The 17,599-nt window shown below is 44.4% G+C and carries 18 protein-coding genes and 2 pseudogenes; 2 read left to right on the plus strand and 18 right to left on the minus strand.

Translation table 11 applies throughout. From position 1 onward, the window contains the following. Window positions 1–20: 20 nt before the first annotated feature. The 17 genes and pseudogenes from IXB50_RS14405 to IXB50_RS14475 all read right to left on the minus strand — a co-directional run bounded on the left by IXB50_RS14405 (window position 21) and on the right by IXB50_RS14475 (window position 14,537). A complete protein-coding gene (locus IXB50_RS14405) occupies window positions 21–1,100 on the minus strand; it encodes a glycosyltransferase family 4 protein (protein ID WP_215609677.1) in 1,080 nt (359 codons plus the stop codon). 74 nt (window positions 1,101–1,174) lie between these two features. Next, window positions 1,175–2,137 carry an orange carotenoid protein N-terminal domain-containing protein gene (locus IXB50_RS14410; protein ID WP_215609678.1) on the minus strand — a complete coding sequence of 321 codons (963 nt, stop codon included), beginning with the start codon at window positions 2,135–2,137 and terminating at the stop codon, window positions 1,175–1,177. Between the two features lie 93 nt (window positions 2,138–2,230). Continuing rightward, window positions 2,231–2,518 (minus strand): photosystem II assembly protein Psb34, encoded by a 288-nt coding sequence (psb34, locus tag IXB50_RS14415; RefSeq protein WP_215609679.1) that lies wholly within the window; start codon window positions 2,516–2,518, stop codon window positions 2,231–2,233. A gap of 86 nt (window positions 2,519–2,604) precedes the next feature. Further along, a complete protein-coding gene (locus tag IXB50_RS14420) occupies window positions 2,605–3,480 on the minus strand; it encodes a prohibitin family protein (RefSeq protein WP_246564521.1) in 876 nt (291 codons plus the stop codon). A gap of 78 nt (window positions 3,481–3,558) precedes the next feature. Next, window positions 3,559–3,738 carry an NblA/ycf18 family protein gene (locus IXB50_RS14425; RefSeq protein ID WP_215609681.1) on the minus strand — a complete coding sequence of 60 codons (180 nt, stop codon included), beginning with the start codon at window positions 3,736–3,738 and terminating at the stop codon, window positions 3,559–3,561. 122 nt (window positions 3,739–3,860) lie between these two features. Beyond that, window positions 3,861–4,262: a fasciclin domain-containing protein gene (locus tag IXB50_RS14430; RefSeq protein WP_006513599.1), complete on the minus strand. Its 402-nt coding sequence runs from the start codon at window positions 4,260–4,262 to the stop codon at window positions 3,861–3,863. A gap of 284 nt (window positions 4,263–4,546) precedes the next feature. Further along, window positions 4,547–4,846, minus strand: a complete 300-nt coding sequence (locus IXB50_RS14435; protein WP_006513598.1) for a P-II family nitrogen regulator — start codon at window positions 4,844–4,846, stop codon at window positions 4,547–4,549. A gap of 43 nt (window positions 4,847–4,889) precedes the next feature. Then, the gene (ftsH, locus tag IXB50_RS14440; protein WP_215609682.1) at window positions 4,890–6,782 is read right to left on the minus strand and encodes an ATP-dependent zinc metalloprotease FtsH; all 1,893 of its coding nucleotides are present in this window, start codon (window positions 6,780–6,782) and stop codon (window positions 4,890–4,892) included. A 198-nt stretch (window positions 6,783–6,980) separates the two neighbouring features. Continuing rightward, window positions 6,981–7,145 (minus strand): annotated as a pseudogene (locus IXB50_RS22820) (chlorophyll a/b-binding protein). A gap of 68 nt (window positions 7,146–7,213) precedes the next feature. Beyond that, a complete protein-coding gene (locus IXB50_RS14445) occupies window positions 7,214–7,411 on the minus strand; it encodes an NblA/ycf18 family protein (protein WP_215609683.1) in 198 nt (65 codons plus the stop codon). Between the two features lie 258 nt (window positions 7,412–7,669). After that, the gene (locus IXB50_RS22500; protein WP_281413282.1) at window positions 7,670–7,801 is read right to left on the minus strand and encodes a hypothetical protein; all 132 of its coding nucleotides are present in this window, start codon (window positions 7,799–7,801) and stop codon (window positions 7,670–7,672) included. A 41-nt stretch (window positions 7,802–7,842) separates the two neighbouring features. Then, window positions 7,843–8,067, minus strand: coding sequence for a pentapeptide repeat-containing protein (locus tag IXB50_RS22825; RefSeq protein WP_215609684.1), 225 nt, complete (start codon window positions 8,065–8,067; stop codon window positions 7,843–7,845). Window positions 8,068–8,253: 186 nt separating this feature from the next. Continuing rightward, window positions 8,254–8,712, minus strand: a complete 459-nt coding sequence (locus tag IXB50_RS14455) for an SRPBCC family protein (RefSeq protein ID WP_326520803.1) — start codon at window positions 8,710–8,712, stop codon at window positions 8,254–8,256. Window positions 8,713–8,917: 205 nt separating this feature from the next. Next, window positions 8,918–9,472 (minus strand): pentapeptide repeat-containing protein, encoded by a 555-nt coding sequence (locus IXB50_RS14460; RefSeq protein ID WP_215609685.1) that lies wholly within the window; start codon window positions 9,470–9,472, stop codon window positions 8,918–8,920. Between the two features lie 299 nt (window positions 9,473–9,771). Then, window positions 9,772–11,346, minus strand: coding sequence for a B12-binding domain-containing radical SAM protein (locus tag IXB50_RS14465; protein WP_215609686.1), 1,575 nt, complete (start codon window positions 11,344–11,346; stop codon window positions 9,772–9,774). Between the two features lie 286 nt (window positions 11,347–11,632). After that, window positions 11,633–12,055: a fasciclin domain-containing protein gene (locus tag IXB50_RS14470; RefSeq protein ID WP_215609687.1), complete on the minus strand. Its 423-nt coding sequence runs from the start codon at window positions 12,053–12,055 to the stop codon at window positions 11,633–11,635. A gap of 31 nt (window positions 12,056–12,086) precedes the next feature. Beyond that, window positions 12,087–14,537, minus strand: a complete 2,451-nt coding sequence (locus IXB50_RS14475) for an ATP-dependent Clp protease ATP-binding subunit (protein ID WP_215609688.1) — start codon at window positions 14,535–14,537, stop codon at window positions 12,087–12,089. Window positions 14,538–15,678: 1,141 nt separating this feature from the next. Between IXB50_RS14475 and IXB50_RS14480 the strand changes: the two genes are divergently transcribed. Next, window positions 15,679–15,858, plus strand: a complete 180-nt coding sequence (locus IXB50_RS14480) for a DUF3134 family protein (RefSeq protein WP_215609689.1) — start codon at window positions 15,679–15,681, stop codon at window positions 15,856–15,858. A gap of 186 nt (window positions 15,859–16,044) precedes the next feature. Next, window positions 16,045–16,299, plus strand: a complete 255-nt coding sequence (locus IXB50_RS14485) for an RNA recognition motif domain-containing protein (RefSeq protein ID WP_215609690.1) — start codon at window positions 16,045–16,047, stop codon at window positions 16,297–16,299. A 273-nt stretch (window positions 16,300–16,572) separates the two neighbouring features. Here IXB50_RS14485 and IXB50_RS14490 read toward each other — a convergent pair. After that, a pseudogene (locus IXB50_RS14490) lies at window positions 16,573–17,400 on the minus strand (IS1 family transposase). Window positions 17,401–17,599: the final 199 nt, after the last annotated feature.

Raw genomic sequence — 17,599 nt, forward strand, 5'->3', positions numbered from 1 at the left:
GGGGCTCCATTGATTACCTTTTATTTAGAGATAGGCGTGGCTATCCATCGTGGTTCATTATGGTCAATGCGATCGCTAATCAGCTTACGGTAGACTGCTTCATAGTCGTCCACCATGCGCTCAACACTAAAATTTACCGCCACATGCCTGCGGCAGGCATAGCGACTGAGCTGATGCACCTGCGCTACCGCCTCAACGCAATCCTCAATGCTGTGGCAGAGAAACCCGGTCTTGCCGTCAGCAATTACCTCGGAGGCTGAGCCCATCGCTATGGCAATAACAGGGGTGCCACTGGCCATGGACTCGGTCATTACTAAACCAAACGGTTCAGGCCAGGTGATGGGGAATAACGTGGCCATGGCCTTACCCATTAACTCTTGCTTAAGGCCATGGCTGACCTCTCCCAAAAACTCAATTTGCTGACCATCAATGTGAGGGGCTATCTGGTGATCGAAAAAGTCTTTGTTTTCAAAATCAACTTTTCCCGCCATTTTGAGGGGATAACCGCTACGCTTGGCAATTTCAATCGCTAGATGGGGGCCTTTTTCCATCGACATGCGTCCCAGAAAGGCCAGGTAGGTTGGGGTGTCGGGCCGAGCGTAAAAATCAAACTGATCAGGTGAGATCGCGTTATGGACCGTGGTCACATAATTTAGTCCCAACTCAGGCCGCTGTTGAGAGTTAGACACACTGACTAAGTTCTGCCACCGATATTGGCTAAATACTTTTTCAGTCGCGGGGGTAAATGTCCTATGCAGGGTATGAACAACTGGAGTTTGATCCAGATGGGTATAGGGCAACGCAGCGGCGTCCATATGGGAGTGAATAATGTCAAACTCCCCCACCTGCTCAAAGACTTTGCCTAACTGCATTTGCTCATAGTAGCCATATTTTGGCGGCAACACCCCCAGGGAGCGCAGTGCCTGTTCACAGCCCGGTTCTAGTAACGCTGTTGTCTTCGAGTCACCGGAAGCAAACAGCGTTACCTGATGGCCACGACGCACCAGTTCTTCTGTCAACAGACTGACAATAAGTTCGGTACCTCCATAAGCCATAGGAGGCACCTGCTCCCACAAAGGTGTAACCTGTGCAACCCGCATATAAATCTCCAAGCTCGCTAGTTTAGCAAGCCATATGTAAAAACAAACTTAATCGGGGACTCGTAATCAACGTTCTACTGAACTCGCTGCAAATCCAGAAGTTCTTGGGGAGATGCCAGGATATCAATTCCCACAAAGACAATCTTCCCGTCAGGATTGAGCAGGAATCGCCATGCTAAGTTGATGCTAACACCGTCACCAAACCAGGGAGTTTGTACATCTCCGAGCACTTTAATTTGGGTGCCCCCACCTTCTAATGGTTCAGAAACGCCTCGCTTTGGTTTCAGCTTCAGCCCATAGCACTCTTCGCGCATATACGCGAGAATATTTTCCTGACCCACGATGGGTTTCTGGAAAGGTGGATTCAGGGCTCCTTCTTCCACAAATAACGCCACCGCTGCCTGGAAATCAAAGGCATTCATATTTTCCATATAACTCAGGACCGTCGCATTCTTGATGCCCTTAATGCGGACTTTGGTTCGAGGTGCAGCCTTTTTGGGGGGAATCAGAGGTTCTTTGACTTTCGGAGTCCCATCCGCTGAAGCATATCCCATATTGGCAACAATATCCTGCAAGATAGTTAGTTGCTGTCCCCCCTCCAGTGGACGGATATCCTTGAGCCAAACGGATGCCTGTCTAGAGAGTTTATAGCCTTTAGGAATGGGAGCTACGATGTTCTGTTGCATCCATTCACTTAATTGATACCAAAACCCCAACTTAACATTTGTGCTAAAAGACGACGAATAAGTCTGGCAGAGGGGCGTATCTGTGTGGTTGACCAGATCGCACATCACCTGCGTTTGCTCTAACGGTGACATCTGCTTGATTTGAGTCAGGATTTTTTCTGCGAATACCATAGGGACCACTTCCATGGCAGCGGGAATAATGGTCAGTCCCATCTCAGTGTAGGTAAACCACAGTAAGGCCAGCTGATCTTCAGCCTTGAGCTGATTGAATGATTGAACCAGTTCTGGGACTGCATTAGCAACCTGAGTGTCAGGAAAAATGGAACGAGTTTCATCAAGGGTGAATGGCATAATTAAAGTCTCCAAATGTCATTGAACAATTGAGTAAATTAAAGCTTGAGTGGAAGAGATAGGTTGGGTTTCGGAACAAACTATTTCGCCCACCTAGCTGGCGGCAAAGGCAATCCATAGGACTAGAGCAACAAACAAAACAGCCGCGCCCCCCAGAACGATATAACGCCGCTGTTGTTTGGGTGAGGGATACTTGGCTTCATAAACCTCAGGCTCAAGGGCGTAGTTATTGACGATGCCCTCATCGTTTACTCGGTAGCCAGCTCCCAATGGTTCATTCTGAGATTTGTGCCCAGTCGTGGGCGCTTCAGCGGGGGTAAGCTCACTGCCATCGCTGGGAGAATGGTCAGATGTCTTTTTCTCTTTATTGGTGTAACTCATGGTTGTATTACCTCATGCAAGGGTTAAACTAGGAAAACAAAATGAAACATCTAAGTATTTTTCAAATGAAACATCCAGGCTTAGGGTTACTGCTGAACATCACCAAGATTAAATAGAAAAGGCACTGCCGTTTGCTCTTTTCCTCCCATGACTAAGACCTTGGGCATTTGAGAGCCACCATCTTTCCAAGCTTGAATCGCCTCTTTTTGCAACACAAGTTGCCCTCCTTCGGCTTTCAACGTTTCGGCTAGCAATCTCTGCGCCTCTGCTTTACCCTTGGCGCGGTTAATATCAGCCTGGGCCTCTTGCTCTGCTTCTTGGGCGACATAAATGGCTCGTTTGGCTCTCTGTTCAGCAATTTGTTTTTCTTCTACGGCCTTAGCAAATTCCGGGGAAAAGTCTAAATCGACGACACTCGTATCCAGGACAATAATTCCATATTTTTCGAGTCTCTCGCTTAAGGCGTCATCAAAATCTCGCTTGAGCTCATTTCTTTTGGTAATCGCTTCTTCTACCGTTCTTCTGGCAGCGGCAATTTTAAATGATTCCTGGGTTTGGGGCGCAATAATTTTAGAAACAATATTGGCTAAGGTCCCTTGGGTTCTACGAATTTCGACCACTAGTAGTGGATCCAGGCGAAAATTAATGGCAAAACGAGCCGATAAATCCTGCAGATCTTTGGTAGAACTTTCTGCGGGCACTTCAAACTTTTGCACGGTCAGATCGTATATATCCACGACCGAAATCAACGGTGGTTTGAAGTGAATGCCCTCTAATAAAACACCATCTCTGGCTTTTCCTAAAACGCTAATAACCCCGGCTTGGCCAGGGTTAAGAACAGCAAAACTGTTAAACCCTAGAAAAAGGATCAAGCTTGCTAAGATGACGGGCGTTAATAGTTTATTGCTCAAGGAAAATTGATTGTTCAAGTTGTTCTCCAAAGTATATTGCTTTGCCCCCATTCCTTAGGAAATCAAGGATGATCGCACCTAAGAGTACCGCTCTGATAGAAAGTCTAGTCCAAGCCATGACTTGCAACCCTAGGCACTTTTGAGTAAATGCTTAACCAAATTATCCTTGATCATCATTTGGCGCGTTATTTCAACTACATACTCCTGCGCCTGCTTCAAACCCAATTCTCTCACTTGTAATGTGATCATTCGGAGTTGAAACTGCTGTTCTAATGTTAAATCGCCGGGTAGATCTTTTACCTGTTCCACAATTGTTCTACATAGGGTATGTGCATAGATTGATCACAGTTCAATCCGATTTAAGTCCTGGAGTATTTTTGCCCCTGTAGGTGCTTTCCCAAGAGTAGCGATAGCCACCCTCGGGAAATGGCTTATGCAGGCATTAGCACAGTATCAATGATGTGAATAACCCCATTGTCAGCGCCAACATCGGGTGTTGTTACTGTGGCATTATTAATCTTGACGCCATGGGAAGCATCAATTTTCACATCTTCACCTTCAACCGTTTTAGCGGACTTCAGCTTCGTAACATCAGCCGCCATCACCTTACCTGAAACCACATGATAAGTCAGGATTTTCTTGAGTTGTGGAATATTCTTGAGGAGTCCATCCACTGTGCCTTTAGGTAATTTGGCAAAGGCATCATCTGTGGGCGCAAAAACTGTAAAGGGTCCCTTTCCTTTAAGGGTATCGACTAATCCAGCTGCTTTAACAGCAGCAACCAGCGTGCTGAAAGAGCCGGCATTAACGGCAGTATCAACAATGTCAGCCATGTATTTACCTAATGTTACTAATGTTGTTATCTGCTAACGGCATCATCTGTGGTGGATGATCGGCTAACAATGACTAGTATAACAACTCGATGTTTAAGATCACGGTGTATTTGTTGCTTGAGGTCTATATTGGTAGTTGTTAGCAGTTGCAAGTTGACCAAAAACAACTGAATTGCCTGTAGTCATTGGTTAACCGTAAATATTTTCTTTAGAACGCCTAAAGTAGCGCTAAACACAACGACGACAAAAATCACTTTGGCATTAGTGTGTTTAACGCGGTGCATTTAATCAAATACTCCCTCTACGGTTTGCCGAAAAGCAATCAGGGCATGGGTTGATTGCAACGGCTTCAGATCTTCGAACAATTGATCAGACCGATCTGATGTGACAATGGTTTTGATTTCAACGTTGGTGTTGTATCCTGCTATATCGCCCATCCGTCTACCATGACTGCCTGCACCTTGGGCTGGAATGATCGTATAACCAGATACCCCAAGTTTAGTTAGTACCTTTATCAAGCGATCCTGCAAAACAGCTTCACCAATCATCGTAACAAGTGTGCCTTTCGCTAAAGAATATGACATATAAACCTCCAAGAACATCTGATGTGTGTAAGAAACTAATCTTTTAAATCGCTGGTGCAGCCTGAACCTGCTCGAGTAATTGATGTAAGGGTTTGCCTTCGATCGCTTCTGTTTCTAAGAGCTGCATAGTGATAGTTTCTAATATGTCGCGGTTATGGTTGAGAGTATCCAAGGCTTGTTGATGGGCTGTCTCGACAATGTCTTTCACCTCGCGATCAATTGCCTCTGCCGTTGCTTCGCTCATCATGCGGCGAGGATTGGGTACGCCCTCATTCAGAAACATTGCTCGACTGCCTTGCTCATAGGCTAACGGTCCTAAAATTTTGCTCATGCCAAAGGTGGTTACCATTTGCTCTGCCAGGTCTGTCGCCCGTTGCAAATCGTTAGATGCGCCTGTGGTGATGCTATTAAACACAATCTCTTCTGCCGACCGCCCCCCCAGCAAGGTGGCAATCTGACCCCGCAATTCCGTTTCGTCACTCAAGAATCGATCTTCTTCTGGTAGTTGTAGGGTATACCCTAAAGCAGACATGCCACGGGAGACGATGGAAATCTTTTCAACGCGCCCGCTGCCTGGCATGAGTGAGCCTACTATGGCATGGCCTACTTCGTGATATGCAACGATCTTCTTCTCTCTCTCGTTAAGGACACGGCTTTTCTTCTCCAGCCCCGCCACAACCCGCTCAATGGCCTCGGCAAAGTCAGCTTGGGCAATTGCTTCACGCTGATTTCGAGCCGCTAATAGTGCCGCTTCATTCACCAGGTTTGCCAAGTCGGCTCCGGCAAAACCAGGAGTACGGGTTGCGATTGCCTTCAAGTCTATATCTTCTCCCAACTTCACTGTCTGCGCATGGATCTTGAGAATCGCTTCTCGGCCTGATAAAGCTGGGCGATCAACCAATACTTGCCGGTCAAAGCGTCCTGGACGCAAGAGCGCCGGGTCAAGAATTTCTGGACGATTGGTGGCAGCCAGCACAATCACTGTGGCATCTTCTGCGGCAAATCCATCCATCTCAGACAACAACTGGTTCAGCGTCTGTTCTCGCTCATCATTACCGCCATAGAATCCACTACTGCTACGAGACTTGCCAATCGCATCCAGCTCATCAATAAACACAATACAGGGAGCCTGTTTCTTAGCCTGCTCAAATAAATCTCGCACACGGGAAGATCCCACCCCCACAAACATTTCCACAAACTCAGAGCCCGAAATACTAAAAAACGGGACGCTTGCTTCTCCTGCAACGGCTTTCGCCAATAGCGTCTTACCTGTCCCCGGTGGTCCCACTAACAACACCCCTTTAGGAATGCGCGCGCCAATCTGGGTATAGCGTTCCGGTGTTTTGAGAAAATCCACCACCTCAACTAACTCAGCCTTGGCTTCATCAACGCCAGCCACATCGGCAAAGGTCGTCTTAGCAACTTCTCCCTCGACATATACTTTGGCTTTACTTTTGCCAATCGAGAGCATCCCTTGAGCACCACCACCACCACCACCACCACCGCCGCCACGGCGAACAAAAAACTGAAAGATACCTACAAAGATTAGTGGCGGAATGATCCAGCCCAAGGCATTACTTACCCAACCATTTTTAGGCGGTGGCGTAGCCGCAAACTCAACGCCTTTTTCTTCAAGCAAGTTGGGCAAGCCTAAATCAAAAATGGGCGTTGTTGAGAACACTTGCCCAACTTGTTCACCACCCATTTCTTCGTCCGATTTTAACTGGAATCGAATTTGATTCTGTCCTACTTGTACCCGTGCCACATCTCCTTCTTGCACCTGATGGATGAACAGGCTATAGGGTACTCCAGGAACTTGAGGCCTTGAGAAAACAGGAAGGATAAAACTTACAAATAGGAATACCCCTGCCAATATCAGTAAAATATTGTTGAAGAGACTAAAACGCGGAGGCCTAGGTTTATCTTTAATGGGCATGGGTATTGCTATAAGTATGGGAATAAGTATCAGTATGGATAAACATTGTTTGAATTCTGGAGTGATTTGGTGAACTACGACATCAAAATTTATGTATTTGCGAACAAGTTCTACTCAATTAGCAAGCTCCTATCAGCCCAAGCGTGCCAATTGAGATTGAGTAGGAGCGTGATACGAGCTCCAATTGTCAAACAATTGTCAAAAGTGAAGAACTCCTTGGCTAGACAATACTTCAATTGTGAGAGCACATACAAATCCGATCATGGCCAGTCGGCCATTTCAAAGCTCTGCCTGAGGCGTAAATCCCCACAGCCAACCATTTCGAAATCGAGAAGAAGAGATTTTCTTTTTAGAATTTGTCATATGCTCATTACTCCAGATTTGATAATCACAAAATAGACCAATCAAACAATGAAGCCGACGCTCCTGTATTAGAGGGAAGCGAGATCTACATTTAAATTCCATTCACGCTTCATAAGTTCTTGAAACACTCTCTTCTGAACCAGCATGAGCTGATATAGTTTAACTAAATACTCTTGAGCTTGTTCAAGGTTCATCTGCTGCACTTGGTCTTCAAAATTTCTGAGATTGAATTCCTGCTCTAGTATGAGTTCGGTTGCGTTATCCATAGCTATTTCCCATACCCCAAGATTGAATAAAAATCGTAAGACGCGTAGTCAGTAAATCGACTCGAATTTTCATTCTGAAGTGGATCGATCTATTACTAGCGAATTACGCCTATAATCAGTATGACAAAGTGATGTTTTATTTTTAGGGTTATTTGATTGAAAAACTCACCTACTGTTGACATAAGTAGGCGAGTTTTTAATGTAGCTATTCAATAGTAGTGTTAAGAAACAGAAAAACCAAGCAATATCAGAAACAATTTACTTTGAACTGTCTAATAGCTCTGACATAGGACTGTCATAGTTTTTATGAGTTTTCTTTTGTTTCTTTTTTCCATCAGAAACTGCTTTCGGTTTTTTGACTTCTCTATTGCCTTTGCGTCGTTTTGACATAACGATCCTCCAACTAAACTCTCTTTAATTCCAATCGTGCCCTAGATACCAAAATAATTGGCAGATTCTAGATAGTCACTATGCATATAACCATCTGGCATTTTAGCCCCTCTTAGGTTAGCTCCACTTAGGTCAGCTCCCCTCAAAGTGGTCCAATTAAGATTGGTATTACTCAAGTCTGCATGACTCAAGTTAGATCCACTCAAATTTGAGCCCGTAAAATCAACTCCACTCAAATTTGCTCGGCTCAGATCCAGATTTTTCAACTCTTCTAATCTAAAACTTCTCTTTCCAGTTGCATATTTGTTTTAGAACTTGATTGGCCTCCATACTAATGCCCCGCAGTGTGTAGCGTAATCGCTGTTACTACCTTCATTCTAGTTCGTAATTATCTACTTTAACCACACGCAGGTTAAGTTGCATGAACCCACACCCTCATTTATCCGGTTAGACTACGCCTGGCGCAACACTTCCGCTTCAATTTGAGCTTGAAAGCGGTTTAAACTCTCTACTAGATTTTCCTCTAGCCAGCGTTCTAAACCAATGTTTTCCAACAACATGCCTACGAGTCCTCCTGGTAAATCGAAGGCCAGGGTCAGGAGTAAACGGCACCCTTGATCCGTGGGGAAAAATTCAGCAGAGCCATGGTTTGCTAGCCCAGACACTGACTCCCAGGCAATTAACCGTAAGGGGATACGTCGAGTAATGCGCGAAGTCCATTCGGTTAATAGTGGAAATCCTAACCCAAACGTCCAGTGATAGAGCCCTTGATCGCCTAGTAAACGTCTGACACTCTTTACCAGTGGCATCCACCGGGGCACATTCTCCAAATTCGCCCAAAGGTCATAAACCTGCGTAACAGAACAATTTACTTCGACTTCCACACTACGTTCTAGGGTTAATTTTTTCACAGTTATCCATCGCTAACTTTCTGACTCATTCCCCTGCCCCTGTCAGTGTAATTGTGCCAAATCCCCCTAATTATCAGATTAGAAGAAGACTTTTGGGAAATCGTGAGGGGTTTGCAGTCAATGTCAACAATCACATAGCAAACGCGACGGAAATCAGAAGAATGACAGTACAAGAAGTTGAAACAGGTTGGGGGTTGCTCAATCGCTAATCATGGATGGTTCCATCGGGCATCTTAGTTCTACTTAATCCGGCTCTGTTAATATTTGCGCCTACAATATTTGTTCCAGTCAAATCTGCTTCACCTAAATATGCCCCATCCAAGTTTGCATTACTGAGATCTGCCTCCTGCAGATTTGCTCCGGTTAAATCTGCACAGCGTAAATCACTATTGCTCAGATCTGCTTTATGCAAGTCAGCTTTGCGCAAATCTGCTCCTCCTAAATTCGCTCCACTGAGGTCTGCGCCACTCAAATCTGCATGGGTTAAATTCGCTCCACTGAGGTCTGCGTCGCTCAAATCTGCATGGGTTAAGCAAGCTTGAATCATTGCTACCCCCGCTAAATTGGCCTGGTTTAGCTTTGCTTGTTTGAGATGAGCCTCTGTCAGATCGGCTTCTCGTAAATCAGCATTAATCAACTCAGCACCAATTAACTTGACACCAATTAGCTTGGCATTTGTCAGACAGACTTGAACCAGACTGACATGACTAAAATCTCGTTGTCCTGACGCATAGCGTTTCAAAATCTCTTGAGCATCCATATCCTTATCCCTCAACTGTGGTTTTTTTAATTGGATAAATTATTGAGACAAAATACATTCCTCTCTCTAAGCATCAGATAAGAAAAAATATCTTAGAGGTATAACTTTCACCAACCAATACCACTTCTCAATTTTAGAAAAAAAACGTGAGGAAATTGTGAGTCACTGTACGTGTTTAGCGTATAGCTCAGCAGCTCTGATTTTGAGCATTATGACGTGAGTGCCTTTTCAGTGCACGAGTCCGCCTTGCTGTTTGCTAGTGTCCACCAGCGAAGCAGGGATGGCCCAGGTGGATGATTTTAATCCCACGACATTACCCTAAAGTCTGCATTGTGTGCGAGTGGATCGTAGCCCAGCTGTTGGGTAATTCGTTCCTTGGCCAACGCACGATACTCCCAAAAATGCTCGCCCGCAGCACATAACCCTAGGTAAACATTTAAGGCCTGTGGTTTGTTCCACAAAATAATCCAGAGTTGATGCCAAAACTGTCCTCGGATATCGGTTCGATGGATACCTTGACTCCAAACGAGCTGAGCGAATAAGCGTAAGCCTTTGTGCCATGGGAACTGCATCGTTTGCGTTCGACGTTGTCGGCAACGAATTTTGAGACATTGTTGTAAACAACGCCTGAGGTACCGTTCAGGGTCATACATCTGCCAAAATCCATCGACGTATTCCCTAGCCAGTTCTGTAACTGGGCGTGTGGGGATAAAATTCATCAAGGTATTCTGATCCCCGGTTAGATGGTTAGAGTTTTCGAGCAGGCGCTGTTCTTTCTTGAGTCGTTCCCACAGGGCGGTATTGGGTAATGCTTGCAGAAGGCCTAACATGGGCTGGGGAATACTGGTTTGTTCGACAAAGGCTTGAATACGATCGCCTGCGCCTGTTCGTTCTCCATCAAAACCAAGGATAAATCCCGCATAGATCAGCAGTCCTGCCTCATTGATTTTTTTGCAGGCTTCCACCAACGGATTACGGGTATTTTGGAGCTTGCGGGTGACCTGCAAGCTATCTTGGTCAGGGGTTTCAATCCCGAGAAAAACGGCGTAAAATCTTGCTTCACCCATAAGCTGGAGCAATTCATCATCCTCTGCCAGATTGACTGAGGCTTCTGTCATAAAGGTAAATGGATAATGGTGCTGCTGCATCCAGGGGATTAGTTCTCGCAAGAAGCACTTTACATTGCGCTGATTGCCAATAAAGTTGTCGTCTACGATAAAGAGTGATCCACGCCAGCCTAAGTCGTAGAGGGTTTGTAGCTCGGCTAGGGCTTGGGTTGGTGTTTTGGTACGGGGTTTTCGACCATATAGGGAGATGATGTCGCAAAATTCGCAGTTGAAGGGACACCCTCGGGAAAACTGCATGGCCATCATCAAGTAGGCGTCTCGCTGCAGTAGGTCAAAGCGCGGCATGGGGCTCTGGGTGACATCGGGTTTTTCAGAGGATCGGAAAATGCCATGGGTTTCTCCCTGACTCAGAGCTTCGAGAAATTGAGGAACGGTCATTTCCCCTTCATCCAACACTAAAAACTGGGCTCCTGCATCTAACGCATCTTGAGGTACAGAGGTGGGATAGGGACCTCCTACGGCAACTTTCTTACCTAGCTGGACCGCTTTTCGAATCAGGGCTTGAAAGTCCGGTTTTTGCACTAGCATGGCGGAAAGAATGACGATGTCGCACCATTCCCAGTCTGCGTCGGTTTCATGGACAACATTGCGATCGCAAAAACGAATTTCCCAGTCTGACGGTAAGAGTGCAGCAACTGTGATTATTCCCAACGGAGGAATCACTGCCTTAAGTCCTGCAATTTCCATAAAGCGGTCGTAGGACCAAAATGACTGAGGGAAGTGAGGATAGAGTAACAGGGCTTTCACAGTATTCCTCCAAGAGTGATGGTGGCGCTACTAATCCTCGGGATGAGTTAATCTGCCAAATAAATAACGAATACTACAGACAGATTAGATTCATACCCTAAATCAGCAGCGACGTTATGGTTAAACCTGAGGCAAATGGGCTTATCATGGATCATGATCCAAGGGTAGTCACTTTAGCGTGAATCAGATCTTTTTCTGTTACGGCACTTAAAGATCTCGATCTCTTTTCAATGAGAAACTGCTCAACCCCAGATTTTTCACCCCTCGAAATATATGATGACTCTCCTTAGAGAAGGATGGATGCAGGCGTTAGGACCGTATCAATGATGTGAATAACACCATTATCAGCGGCTACATCAAAGGTTGTCACGATAGAATCATTCACCTTAATATTTTTGGTATCTGTGGGGACATTAATCTTAATCTTTGAGCTTTCAACAGTTTTTATGGTTTTCATCTTCGTAATAGCAGCGGCCATAACCTTACCCGTTAAGACATGATAGGCCAGAATTTTCTTTAGCTTAGAAATGTCCTTGAGGAGTTCATTCACCACACCCTTAGGTAATTTCCCAAAAGCGTCATCTGTTGGTGCGAAGAGTGTAAAAGGTCCCGTTCCCTTAAGAATATTGACCAGGCTAGCTGTTTCAATAGCCGTCACTAGGGTATTCAAAGAACCTGCCTGGATGGTGGTATCAATAATATCAGTCATTTATTTACCGAATAAACCTTTATCTTGCTCGTCATGAGACAACATTAGTCGTTAACCCCTCTCGTAGAATTTGAACTTCATTGTTGTCATCGATATCCACAACCACCATATCTCCCGATTGAACTTGCCTAGCAAGAATGGCCTCTGCAAAACTATCTTCTAATAGGCGCGTAATCGCACGTCGCAACGGGCGTGCACCTTGTTCAGGGTTATAGCCTGATTCAATTAAGTGCTCCATCAGTTGATCAGTTACTACCAGGCTAATGTCTTGTTCAAGTAGGCACTTCCGGAATTCACCTAGCAGGATATCAGCAATTTCTCTAATCTCATCCTTGATGAGTTGTCGAAAAACAATGACGTCATCGAGACGATTGAGGAATTCTGGACGGAAGTACTCCTTAAGTTCTTCATTGACTAGCGTTACCAGATTTCTATAATTCGCACTTGCTTGATTATCAGAGACATTAAAGCCTAACCCTCCTGCACCCTTCTGAATCAATTTTGAACCTACATTCGAGGTCATTACCAATAGCGTATTCTTAAAGTTGACAGTACGCCCTTTAGCATCGGTTAAACGACCTTCGTCTAAAATTTGCAATAGTAAGTTAACAACATCAGGGTGTGCTTTCTCGATTTCGTCAAACAGGACTACTGTGTAAGGCTGACGACGAACCGCTTCGGTTAATTGTCCCCCTTCACCGTATCCGACATAACCTGGTGGGGAGCCAATTAGTTTGGCAATTGTGTGACGCTCCATATATTCAGACATATCCAAACGAATCATGGCTGCCTCAGACCCAAAGAAATTTTCAGCCAGCGCCTTAACCAGCTCTGTTTTACCTACCCCTGTAGGCCCAGCAAAGATAAAACTAGCGATTGGACGATTGGGATTTTGTAACCCAACAGGGGCACGACGAGTTGCCTTTGCAATTGCCTTAACTGCTTCTTCTTGACCAATCAAACGCTGATGCAAAATTTCTTCCATATGGAGCAACTGATCAGATTCAGATTCTGTCAATTTGCTAACTGGAATGCCAGTCCAGGATGACACAACATGGGCAATATCGACTTCGTCTACAACAGGAGAGGAAGCAAGAACAAGAGCATTTTGATCAACTGACTGAATCTTTTGCATAAGATCGTTTTCATTAATCTGCAATGCACTGGCTTGGGCAAATTCTTGCTGCTGAACCGCATTATCTTTTTCTTTTAGAATCTGTCGCAATGCTTTGCCTAAATCCTTGGAAGTAGAGGATTGTTGCTGAGAGAAGAGAATATGCGCACGAGAGCCCGCTTCGTCCATCAAATCAATTGCTTTGTCAGGCAAAAACCGATCTGAAATATAGCGATTTGAAAATTTAGCTGCTGCTTCTAAGGCTAGATCTGAAATAGTCAACTGGTGGTGTCGTTCATAGCAACTCCGCAATCCTTGTAAAATTAAGATCGTTTCATCAACACTCGGTTCGTTTATCATCACTGGTTGAAAGCGGCTAGCCAAAGCGGCGTCCCGCTCAAAATGGTTGCGGTACTCATCAAGTGTGGTCGCGCCAATACACTGAAGTTCACCCCGCGCCAAAGCTGGTTTGAGGATATTCGCAGCGTCCATCGTGCCTTCTGCTGAGCCTGCGCCAATTAACGTGTGGACCTCATCAATCACCAGAATCATGTTTCCAGCTGAACATAGTTCGGACATAATGGTCTTCAGACGCTCCTCAAATTCGCCTCGATACTTTGTCCCTGCAAGTAAGGAGCCCACATTTAATGTCACAACCTGCTTATTGTGAAAACTTTCAGGCAAATCATGGTCGACAATTCGTTTAACTAGACCTTCTGCCAGAGCTGTTTTACCCACGCCAGGCTCACCGATAAGAATAGGATTGTTTTTCGTTCGACGACTTAAAATTTGAATCACTCGTTCAATTTCCTGTTGGCGACCGATAACTGGATCCAATCTACCCAAGGTGGCCAATTTCGTTAGATTAACACTACAGCTATCCAGGATTGGAGTTTTTTCAATCTTAGGCTGATTGTTAGCAGGAGTCGGTTTTGCTTTTGAGATCGCTTGCATTACGTCAGCGAGAAGTTTGTTACGGTCAACCCCCAACTTTGCCAGCACCCTCATAGCTGAACCAGCTTCATCCCATATCATTGCCAGTAACAAATGCTCAGCATCTACAGCATTTTTACCTAGCTGTTGCGCTTCTTTCAGTGATTGTGCCAGTACCTGCCGACAGCGAGGGGTAAATTGAATCTCATGGCTAATCCTGGCAGGTCCTTTTCCAATAATATCTTCAACGGCAGTTCGTGCTGTAGTGAGTGTAATCCCCAGAGATTTAAAGATATTCGCTATTATATTAGGTTCTGCTGCTATAAATCCCAAAAAAAGGGGATCTGACCCCATAAAAGGATGATTAAGACGGCGAGCTTCATTCTGAGCACTCATGACAACTCTAATCGCCCTTTCTACAAAAAAATCAAACATAGTGAATATCCGTTACTGAAGGGTTTTCGCTGTTCAGATCAGAATCGTTGTATGACAGCGTGCCTCCTGATTAACAGACGTCGGCTACGTTATGGCAACTCTCTATCTATTGTATCTCGACATATTGTTTTATTTGAGATGGGACCACGATACATTTTCTGTAATTTTCAGATGTGCTATGATTCACCTATAAACAAATAAAAGTAGGCGGTAAATTTCTCATCACTAATTTCCTATTATTTCAAATGTAATCGCTTCAAAACATTGATTAGCAATACACTATCGAAGTAATAGATCCAGTTTCAATAAGATATATATTACTTAAGGTAAATATCTTATGTAACTGCTTGATCACAGTTGTATTCATTTTGGAGTAATTAATACTCTGGTTTTTTCTGTAATTAATACTCTAATAAACTATTGGTCAGGTAAGTAATAGCTTAGAGTCTTTACTTTTCTCCAACATGTGACTGATAAGACAAATACTTTGTTTGTATTGTTTAGTAAATCAAAGTATTGCAGTTGCTTTCAAATCTCTGGAGACAAGGAAATTCGTAATCAGCAGTAACCAGAAAGTTTTCAATTTTAGGTTTCTACTCATGAAGTCTAAAAATATTAAAGGTTAGATTGACTGATATTTATCACGAAACTAATTTAGGAGCCATCATGACCAAGCGGACAAAAGGAAATAGGGGATCTAAAAAGGCTAAAAAAGTATCCAAAAAGCTTAAGAAACAGAAAAAAGAGCGAAAAATATATGAGTAGTTATATCGTTGGTAACTATAAGTACGACATAAACGAACCTGATTGGTAACTGATTTGGAATTCAAAGCTTGGAAGATTATAGCGGTTCCGGCTTGTTTTGAATACATCCTGATAGTGCCAACCACTGAAACTTCAAAACCAAGTGTATTCAGTGCGAATGAGAACCGCTATATACCTCTTCAAACTTTCATTTTTTAGTGCCCTCCATTGTAGGAGTATTTATCTTCGCAATAGCATTGCCACTATTAATTCGAGCTGCTGAAAAGTAATCTCGATACCATGGGAAATCAGAAGAGAAAATTCTGACACAGAGAAATAATGCCTTTCTAGATAAGTGTTTGCAGATATTACAATAACTTGATGCATGGTGAGCAACATGACCACACGCTACAATCCTTCTATTAGCCAAGAACCTCGATATCAGATTACACAGCCTATTGATCGGAAAGCGCCAGAATCAATTTTAGATTGGTTAGACCGTATTGGTCGGTTGTTACCACATGTAATAGATAACTCTCAAACCGAGGCCATATCTAGAAAAGACGAAGGCAAATAAGCAGTTTAAAATAAACTTGGGTGTAAAGTCTTTTCGTAAGAAATAAAGTGCTAAAATCAAGGAAAGAGAATAGACATCGGTTGCAGTATTTGTTTTAGCATTAACGAGGTTTCGCGTTCTTTCTTGTTGACATATATCTCTCTGAACGTTCACTCTTCACTTTTTTGATTTTGGAGTCAATCTGTTATGTCGATTTATGTAGGAAACCTATCTTATGAGGTTACAGAAGAGGAATTAACGGCTGTATGTGCAAAATATGGAACCGTTAAAAGTGTTTATCTTCCGACTGATCGTGAGACAGGTCGTCTTCGAGGCTTTGGTTTTGTATCAATGGGTGCCGAGATGGAAGAATCCGATATTATTGAAGCGCTGGATGGGTCAGAGTGGATGGGACGTGAGTTGAAAGTCAATAAAGCTAAGCCTCGGGCGTTGCATAATTAAAGGATGGTTTCAAGGTGCACACGATGGACTGCCGTCATTGCCAATACGAACAGACTCGCAAGCATGTTCACAAACGGAGGAAGTAAAACTATCGGTGTTTTGTCTGTGATCGTTAGTTTGTTGAAACGCGCGCTCCTTGACGGGGGTATTCAAATGACATCAGACAGCTAGCTGTGCCTGCACATGTATGTTAAAGGGATGGAGTTTCGAGGCATTGAACGAGTGGCCAGTGGGAATCATACCACAGTTATCTATCGGGTCAAAGGTCGTGCCTCAGAAAAAAGTGGGATAGGCAGCAATGTCATTCCAGGACCAAGGTTTCGTGGTTATCTCTGCTCTCTGAGCAGCCGTATCTCCTGTGCGACTGTGTTGCCATATCCAGTTGAAGTAGGTCACGACCAGTTGAGTAATACTCTCGGTCGTCTGCCAGACTTTCGCAAACTTATTCTGACGTCGATGCCAACGACCGGTCTGTTGTCGAATGATGCCATTGGTTCGTTCTAATCGTTGGGTGTTCTCTTTACCCACTACATGGGCAACGTCAGACGGCAATACTCGCTCATAGCCAGCCCAACCGTCGGTATACCATCCCTTGCAATCGGTTTTGCCTTCGGTACTGGTGATGAGTTCTTCTAAGAATGCATCCGTGTGCTTGCCCACTCGATCAGTCAGGATCAGTCCACTTTGCTTGGCTAAGCTCACCCCTATCCAGCAGTCTCCCAGATTGATGTCCTCAGGTCCGCATTGCTTCTGTTTTTTTACAAATGACCACATCTCATCGGCAATCACTTGGTCCGTCTCAATCTCCCTAACCTCTTAGTTATGAACTAATTGAGCTCGATAAGCTGCCGCATGGACGATACTTACCACAGTATTATAGGCTCGTTTGTTGATGCGACTAATCCCTCGTAGACTGCTTCCTTCTAATTGCGATTGAAGGATCTTCTCGACTTCATCGGCGCTGACTTGACGCCAATAGTAGAGAGTGTCAAAGGTTTCGACAAACGTACGAGTGCAGTGGGAGCATTTGTAGCATTGAGTTCCTTTGCTGGTTTTGCCGTGTTTGTGAGTCTTAGGATGGTCGCAATAGCGGCAATCCATGGGTCTTGAGGTAGATAGCATCCCTTTACATGACGTTTCCCACACTTCTTTGGTTCACGACCTTGATATCTCTCTCTCCGAACGTTCACTCTTCACTTTTTTGATTTTGGAGTCAATCTGTTATGGGTGAGGCTCTTTTGCAACGACGCAATTAAGCTATCAACAATCTTTCAGGGTCCTGAAACTTATCAACATGGTT

Source organism: Leptothoe spongobia TAU-MAC 1115, assembly GCF_018739885.1.
Classification (GTDB): domain Bacteria; phylum Cyanobacteriota; class Cyanobacteriia; order Phormidesmidales; family Phormidesmidaceae; genus Leptothoe; species Leptothoe spongobia.

What these genes read in the sequence shown, in the direction of transcription:
- IXB50_RS14480 (WP_215609689.1), top strand. Translation starts at nt 15,679, where the DNA reads ATGACCACACGCTACAATCCTTCTATTAGCCAAGAACCTCGATATCAG.
- IXB50_RS22500 (WP_281413282.1), bottom strand. Translation starts at nt 7,801, where the DNA reads ATGTCAAAACGACGCAAAGGCAATAGAGAAGTCAAAAAACCGAAAGCA.
- IXB50_RS14430 (WP_006513599.1), bottom strand. Translation starts at nt 4,262, where the DNA reads ATGGCTGACATTGTTGATACTGCCGTTAATGCCGGCTCTTTCAGCACG.
- IXB50_RS14410 (WP_215609678.1), bottom strand. Translation starts at nt 2,137, where the DNA reads ATGCCATTCACCCTTGATGAAACTCGTTCCATTTTTCCTGACACTCAG.
- IXB50_RS14460 (WP_215609685.1), bottom strand. Translation starts at nt 9,472, where the DNA reads ATGGATGCTCAAGAGATTTTGAAACGCTATGCGTCAGGACAACGAGAT.
- IXB50_RS14435 (WP_006513598.1), bottom strand. Translation starts at nt 4,846, where the DNA reads ATGTCATATTCTTTAGCGAAAGGCACACTTGTTACGATGATTGGTGAA.
- IXB50_RS14485 (WP_215609690.1), top strand. Translation starts at nt 16,045, where the DNA reads ATGTCGATTTATGTAGGAAACCTATCTTATGAGGTTACAGAAGAGGAA.
- ftsH (WP_215609682.1), bottom strand. Translation starts at nt 6,782, where the DNA reads ATGCCCATTAAAGATAAACCTAGGCCTCCGCGTTTTAGTCTCTTCAAC.
- IXB50_RS14470 (WP_215609687.1), bottom strand. Translation starts at nt 12,055, where the DNA reads ATGACTGATATTATTGATACCACCATCCAGGCAGGTTCTTTGAATACC.
- IXB50_RS14405 (WP_215609677.1), bottom strand. Translation starts at nt 1,100, where the DNA reads ATGCGGGTTGCACAGGTTACACCTTTGTGGGAGCAGGTGCCTCCTATG.
- IXB50_RS14445 (WP_215609683.1), bottom strand. Translation starts at nt 7,411, where the DNA reads ATGGATAACGCAACCGAACTCATACTAGAGCAGGAATTCAATCTCAGA.
- IXB50_RS14420 (WP_246564521.1), bottom strand. Translation starts at nt 3,480, where the DNA reads ATGGGGGCAAAGCAATATACTTTGGAGAACAACTTGAACAATCAATTT.
- IXB50_RS14475 (WP_215609688.1), bottom strand. Translation starts at nt 14,537, where the DNA reads ATGTTTGATTTTTTTGTAGAAAGGGCGATTAGAGTTGTCATGAGTGCT.
- psb34 (WP_215609679.1), bottom strand. Translation starts at nt 2,518, where the DNA reads ATGAGTTACACCAATAAAGAGAAAAAGACATCTGACCATTCTCCCAGC.